Annotated in this window: 5 protein-coding genes and 1 pseudogene; 5 read left to right on the top strand and 1 reads right to left on the bottom strand. The window is 53.3% G+C overall.

Annotation, left to right across the window (positions count from 1 at the left end; all coding sequences use genetic code 11):
- Nucleotides 1–502 precede the first annotated feature (502 nt).
- From JQC81_RS31700 to JQC81_RS34585, 5 genes are all read left to right on the top strand, one after another.
- Complete coding sequence (locus JQC81_RS31700; RefSeq protein WP_312887626.1) at nt 503–1219, top strand: sugar transferase; 717 nt, start codon at nt 503–505, stop codon at nt 1217–1219.
- Nucleotides 1220–1322: 103 nt separating this feature from the next.
- Nucleotides 1323–2492, top strand: coding sequence for a glycosyltransferase (locus JQC81_RS31695; RefSeq protein WP_203275746.1), 1170 nt, complete (start codon nt 1323–1325; stop codon nt 2490–2492).
- Nucleotides 2493–2522: 30 nt separating this feature from the next.
- The gene (locus JQC81_RS31690) at nt 2523–3791 is read left to right on the top strand and encodes a polysaccharide pyruvyl transferase family protein (RefSeq protein WP_203275745.1); all 1269 of its coding nucleotides are present in this window, start codon (nt 2523–2525) and stop codon (nt 3789–3791) included.
- Between the two features lie 81 nt (nt 3792–3872).
- Nucleotides 3873–4802, top strand: a complete 930-nt coding sequence (locus tag JQC81_RS31685) for a glycosyltransferase family 2 protein (protein WP_203275744.1) — start codon at nt 3873–3875, stop codon at nt 4800–4802.
- 9 nt (nt 4803–4811) lie between these two features.
- Nucleotides 4812–6140: a glycosyltransferase family 4 protein gene (locus JQC81_RS34585; RefSeq protein WP_376772482.1), complete on the top strand. Its 1329-nt coding sequence runs from the start codon at nt 4812–4814 to the stop codon at nt 6138–6140.
- A gap of 21 nt (nt 6141–6161) precedes the next feature.
- On the opposite strand, the pseudogene JQC81_RS31675 reads toward JQC81_RS34585, so the two are convergent.
- Nucleotides 6162–6555 (bottom strand): annotated as a pseudogene (locus JQC81_RS31675) (DDE-type integrase/transposase/recombinase); the annotation flags it as partial.

Raw genomic sequence — 6555 nt, 5'->3', positions numbered from 1 at the left:
CCGGCGGCTGGCGTCCTGAGGTTCTGGTCATCCCGCACCTCCTCACAGGCACAGAAGACCCCCACCACCGCACTCTACCAGACAGCCGGCTTTGCCGTCCTGGTTTTTCTAGGAAGGTGCGATGTGTTGCCCAGCTCACATCCAGGAGACCTTGTGAAGCGCGTCCGTTCTCCGCTTCGCGCAATCCGGGTTCGTGAACGGGATCGGGTTCCTACCGTTCTTAGATTGGGGCAAAATGAGACTTCAACTGAAATCATCCAGCTGAATAAGCGGACCGACTCATTTGTGGGTAAACCCTAAGGCTTGCTTGGGTGGTAAGCCCGATTGGTAAGACGTTCCTAAAGCTATAAAATGTATCATAGTCGGGCTCGGTCGAACCAGCAGTAGCGCCGCGCTGTGCCGACCATGTCTGTACCTTGTTTCCGAGTTCGAACTTACGTTTGAGTAGAGCTTGTTCTCGAAGTTGCACCAACGAGTGTCAAATATACCGAAGGGCCGCGATATGATCGTAATGAGAACCGAGAAAGTGACCTGTCCTCCTGATGCTATGTCCGGCACGTCAGCACATCTCGATCTTATGCCGCGGACAAGTACCGCGAACATGCCGGTCGGAGGGCGTTCCAAGCGTACTTTCGATATTGCCGTTGCATTAGCTGCGGCGGTCCTCCTCCTACCTCTTATGCTCCTAATCGCTCTGCTTATTAAGTTGTTTGATGGAGGCACGATCATATTTCGTCACAGAAGGATCGGGTACAGAGGAGGAGAGTTTGATTGCCTTAAGTTCCGAACAATGCATGCTAATGGTGACACCGTTCTCGAGAGATATTTTGCAAACTCTCCCGCAGCCCATCAAGAGTGGCTGGAGAAACGAAAACTCACACATGATCCCCGCGTCACAAAGATCGGCGCAATACTGCGCAAGACCAGCCTTGATGAACTCCCACAGATCCTGAATGTACTCAAAGGCGAAATGAGTATTGTGGGTCCCCGTCCAGTGGTCCACGACGAAATAGCCCTATATGGTACCTACTCACATTATTATCTTCAATCACGTCCAGGACTCACTGGTGCATGGCAGATCGGTGGAAGAAGTAACACCTCTTATAGCCACCGTGTTGCCCTTGACGTAGCGTATGTAGAGCAATGGTCGATGCGAACCGATTTTTGGATAGTCGTTCGCACAATACCGGTTGTGCTAACGGTTCGCGATAGTTGCTGATGGAATGCTGTGCCAAGAGTGCGAAATAGATCTGACCTATGCCGCAGTAGGCCTTGGGAGACATACTCCTCATGTCAAAGCATCAAAATCGGATACGCTCCCAATGAGAGTTGCCCTTGTTCATTACTGGCTAGTTGGTATGCGCGGCGGTGAGAAAGTTCTTGAAGCATTATGCGAGTTGTTTCCTAAGGCCGATCTGTTCACACATGTCGTTGACCCTGAGAAGCTCTCCCCTCAGCTTCGAGATCGAACGATCAAAACGACCTTCGTTGCACGCCTACCGCGAGCCCGTACCATGTATAAGTCGTATCTTCCGCTTATGCCGCTCGCGCTAGAACAACTCGATCTACAATCCTACGATCTGGTCATCAGCAGTGAATCAGGGCCCGCTAAGGGAATCATTCCATCACCTCATGCACTCCATATCTGTTACTGTCATTCACCCATGAGGTACATCTGGAACATGTACCACGAGTATAGGGGTTCCACTGGATCTCTAAAGCGGTTTGGTATGCCTTGGCTGGCTCACTACCTCCGGATATGGGACGAGAGTTCTGCAAGCCGCGTTGACAATTTCATCGCCAACTCTCGTTGCGTCGCAGATCGGATCGAAAAGTACTATCGGCGCGAGTCCCAGATCATCCATCCTCCAGTTGATGTCGATGAATTTGAGCCTGTTGAGCAGAAGGCGATTGGCGATTACTACCTGATGGTGGGTGAACTCGTCCGTTATAAGCGACCAGAACTCGCGATTGGTGCATTCAAAAAATTGCGACGGAGACTCTTGGTAATAGGGGGAGGTGAGATGCTGTCTGAAATAACAGCTATGGCGGACAGCAACGTGACTGTGCTTGGCCCGCAGCCGTTCGAGGTGCTGAAATATCACTATGCACGAGCCCGTGGGCTTGTATTCCCCGGCGAAGAAGATTTTGGCATTGTGCCGGTCGAGGCTATGGCAAGCGGGCGCCCAGTCATTGCGTACGGTCGCGGCGGAGGAATCGAAACGGTCGTGGACGGAGTTACAGGCATACACTTCTATGAGCAAACCGTTGAAGCATTAGCTGAGGCCGTCGAGGAGTGCGAACGTACGGTCTTTAACTCTTCGACCATTGTATCTCACGCAAGGCGCTTCAGTAAACAACGGTTCAAGAGTGAAATGTCAGCCGCGATCGAAGCGGCCCTAGCGGCTAGAGTAATGCAATCGAGTATTTCCAAATCACGATCCGCGAACATGCCTCCCTATCCCGAGAATCGTATTGAGTCGGTTGCGTGATCATTGTGACTGTAGAAGCACGAGCTTTGAATGGCACATAGGACACTTCACATATTGATATTCAACGTCAAGTTCAGCCCCAATCTGGGCGACGGCATTATTGCAGAATGTCTTGAGCTCACCTTGGCCAACAAGATTCCTGGTGCCATCATAACCTCCGTTGATCTCGCAGGGCGGCAAGAGTGGGCAGTTACCCAGAGTGGCCGTAGCAGAGCGCTTCAACTCCGAGTCTTAGATTCGATGCCGCAGTGGCTACGTCATGCAACCGTTGCACTGGCAGTTAGTCAGCGCCTCTATCGTGTGCTTCCAAAGTGGCGGAAGAAGATTGCAGACGCCGATGTGGCGATCTTCGGCGGCGGTCAACTCATTCAAGATACGGATCTGAATTTTCCATTGAAGCTCGCTGCTGCGGCCAGGGAGTGCTACAGGGCGGCTCTGCCGCTGGCCATCTATGGTGTTGGCGCAGCAAAAATCACCTCAAGGTCAGGGGCTCATCTACTCTCAAATCTGCTACGCTCTCCGGCGAAGATTTATGCGGCTGCACGTGATCGCGAGTCAGTGGCGAATCTCGCAGCGCTTGGATGCCAGTCTGATCTGTGCCGTGATCCGGGTCTGCTCGCTTCCGTGGTATGGCCGCACTCGCGTTGCAGGAATGGCAGCAAGCCTCTGGTTGGACTCTGCGTCACGCATCCAGCGGTTCTCCGTCATCATGCTACTTCTGGCAACTGCGAAGTTCAGGTCGATGTACTCGATCTGTACCTACAGATAATTTCTGAGCTTAATCGAAATGGGTTCGAAGTGCTTTGCTTCACCAATGGTGCAATGGAGGATGAGATCGCACTAGCAGCGCTTTCAAAGTTAGCAGGCCGCGAGCATTCCGCTGATAGAGGCGTCAAATTCGCTAAACGTCCTGACAAGCCGCAAGTCTTAGTCGAGCGGATCGCGAATATGGATGTGGTTGTGGCGCATCGGCTACACGCTGCAATCATTGCATATTCGTATGGAGTGCCAGCGATAGGTCTCCGGTGGGACGCCAAATTGGATGCCTTCTTTCATTCCATCGAAAGGTCCGATTACCTAGCTGACTTCAACCAAACGTTCGTTTCAACTGTCGTGCATTTTGTGCATTCTGCGCTTGAGGCCGGTATTGACCGCTCGGCTCACGACCGGATTATCGATGAGGCCGATCGTGGAGTTGAAAGGCTGGCTCATGCAATCATGGAAGACCGTAACGGAAACGGGATACCCGCCGCGAATTCGCGCACAGGGGAAGGCAGCATACTGTGTAGCGCGCCATGAAAGGAACCACATCCATTACGTTTCCTGCACATCTAAGCCTCCAGCATGGGCCGTAGCTGAAGATCGGGCAGAGGTATCATCATGCAAATTGTCCAACCGAGTCTTCGAGATGGGTCGCCCACAGCCGCACCGCGCTTGCGCCTTGCCATCGGAATCGCAAGCGTTGGGCGGCCATCAGTGCTGTTGGAGACTGTCCGCTGGCTCCAGCTTCAGACCCGCGCGCCTGATGCCATTGTGGTATGTGTTCCGTCACATCTTGATGCCGCAGGACTTACTGACCTATGCCCCAACGTACAGATCATAACAGGTGCGAGAGGCTTGACGCGACAGAGAAATGCAATTTGTCGCGCCTTGAATGGGTTCGATCTTGTCATATTCTTCGACGATGATTTCGTTGCTTCGTCACAATACTTGGAGGAAGTAGAAGATACTTTCCTGAATCATCCCAACATTGTAATCGCAACTGGCCGGGTGATTGCCGACGGAATATCCGGAGAGGGAATTTGCTTCGAAGCAGCAACCGAAGTTGTTCAAGGCCACGAGTCAAACGGGCTGCGACGAGTTGGGATAACAGACGTGAGCAACGGTTATGGTTGTAACATGGCTGTTCGACTCGCGCCTGTTCAGGAAAATAATATCGAGTTTGATGAGAATCTGCCACTATATGGCTGGTTGGAGGATGTGGATTTCAGTAGGCAGCTCGCGCGCTATGGACGAATTGTACGGCTGGAATCTGCACAAGGTGTTCATCTCGGCGTAAAGTCTGGACGCCAGTCTGGCGCGAGGCTCGGTTACTCACAGGTTGCAAATCCTCTTTACCTAGTGAGGAAAGGTACCTGTTCTTGGAAAAGAGCCTTGTTCTTGATGAGCCGCAATATCTCCGCGAACGTCGTATGTTACATCAGGCCGGAGCCATATGTCGACCGACGCGGACGTTTGAAGGGTAACGTCCGTGCGCTCCTCGAGCTCCTCGCCGGGCGGCTTCATCCCTCCCGTATTCTCACCTTTTGAGGTCTGCGGATGAGCGCGTCGCTCTACAATCAGTCGATACCGCGAACGGAACTTCAGCCATGGCCTAAGCGAAGTGGACCCGATCGAGTGGTCGTTATCAATGACCTCTCGTTTGCGCGCGGCGGGGCGACAGGCGTCGCCCTCAACTCCGTCGACCTGCTTCGCCAGCGAGGAGTACCCGTTACACTCATTACGGGAGAGAGCGCTCCCGAAGTACATTTCGCGGACTGTGCTGACATAGTGGCCGTTGGGTGCGAGCACATATTAAATAGTCCAGTATCGGTTGCGGGACTCCGAGGGCTCTACAACCATAAGGCTTACCGCACCATTTCAGACTGGGTCGCAAGGAATGACACGCCAAATACAATCTATCATCTGCATGGCTGGTCAAAAATTCTTTCTCCGTCCGTTTTCTTAGCTCTACGCCCCGTTGCCCGACGGGTTGTAGCAAGTGCTCATGACTTTTTTCTTGTTTGCCCGAACGGTGGTTATTTTGACTTTCAGAACACGCAGCCATGCGCACTCGCACCGATGAGTGTTTCATGTCTGACCCGAAACTGCGATCGGCGCAATTTTCACCATAAGGTATGGCGCTCCTTCCGGCAGTTCATCGGTCAAACCTTTCGTAACATTGGACACGGCAACATGACTGTTGTCGCTGTTCACGAGGGTATGCTTGCTCACCTCGAGTTCGGTGGTATCGAGCGATCACAGTTACGCGTTCTGCACAATCCTGTAACGCCTTGGCGGTCGGAAAGGGTTCTGGCCGAGAACAATGATTGCTTTGTGTATGTCGGGCGCCTCGAAGCTGACAAGGGGGTAGATCTGCTAGCCGAGGCTGCGACTCAAGCGGGTGTGAAGTTGCGAGTCATAGGTCAAGGACCTCTCAGTGATATGCTGTCGGCGCGTTACCCCTCGATAGAGCAAGCTGGGTGGCGGGATCGATCTGAGATTCCGGATCTCATCAATGATGCCCGAGCGTTGGTTATGCCAACCCGAGGGCGAGAGACTTTTGGTCTTGCCGCTATGGAGGCGATGACGAGCGGTCTACCCGTCGTCGCCTCCAAAAATGCTATGATCGCCGAGGAAATACATCGGCGCGGTTTCGGGCTATCATGTGATCCGTTCGATATAACGGCTCTTTCAGATGCCCTTCGCCGTTTGGCAAATGACAATCTTCTGGTGCAGAGAATGAGTCAGCGGGCGTACGATGGTGCACGGGCACTTGCGCTTTCGCCGGAAGACTGGGTTGAGGCGCTCTTGGAAATTTATCTTGATATTTTGCGGTGTGGTGGGAAAACGGATGGCATCCCGAGTATTTCAGATGCTCCAGAATAGGCTATGTCAGCGCATTTTGCTAACGCGGTATGCAATTACTGCACCTGATCGGGCTGACTTGCCGTCCATGCTGATTGCGATCTCGTTCTTGAGCAGCACGCTGGTGAAGTTGTGGCTGGTGAACTGGCTGCCTTGATCGGTGTTGAAGATCTCAGGCCGGCCATAATGGGCCAGCGCCTCCTCCACTGCCTCGATGCAGAAGGCTGCTTCCAGGGTGATGGACAGCCGCCAAGCCAGCACGCGCCGGCTGAACCAGTCAGCCACCGCCGCCAGATAGACAAAGCCGCGGGCCATGGGGATGTAGGTGACGTCCATAGCCCAGACCTGGTTCGGGCGTGTCACTGGCAACTTGCGCAGCAGATACGGATAGATCTGGTGGCCCGGTGCCGGCTTGGAGGTGTTGGGCTTGCGGTAC

Source organism: Microvirga arabica (assembly GCF_016811235.1).
Taxonomy (GTDB): Bacteria; Pseudomonadota; Alphaproteobacteria; order Rhizobiales; family Beijerinckiaceae; genus Microvirga; species Microvirga arabica.
This window is presented reverse-complemented; position numbering and strand designations above follow the sequence as displayed.

Excerpts from the sequence above, each read along its gene's own strand:
- JQC81_RS31700 (WP_312887626.1), top strand. The coding sequence starts at position 503 with ATGATCGTAATGAGAACCGAGAAAGTGACCTGTCCTCCTGATGCTATG.
- JQC81_RS31695 (WP_203275746.1), top strand. The coding sequence starts at position 1,323 with ATGAGAGTTGCCCTTGTTCATTACTGGCTAGTTGGTATGCGCGGCGGT.
- JQC81_RS31690 (WP_203275745.1), top strand. The coding sequence starts at position 2,523 with ATGGCACATAGGACACTTCACATATTGATATTCAACGTCAAGTTCAGC.
- JQC81_RS31685 (WP_203275744.1), top strand. The coding sequence starts at position 3,873 with ATGCAAATTGTCCAACCGAGTCTTCGAGATGGGTCGCCCACAGCCGCA.
- JQC81_RS34585 (WP_376772482.1), top strand. The coding sequence starts at position 4,812 with ATGAGCGCGTCGCTCTACAATCAGTCGATACCGCGAACGGAACTTCAG.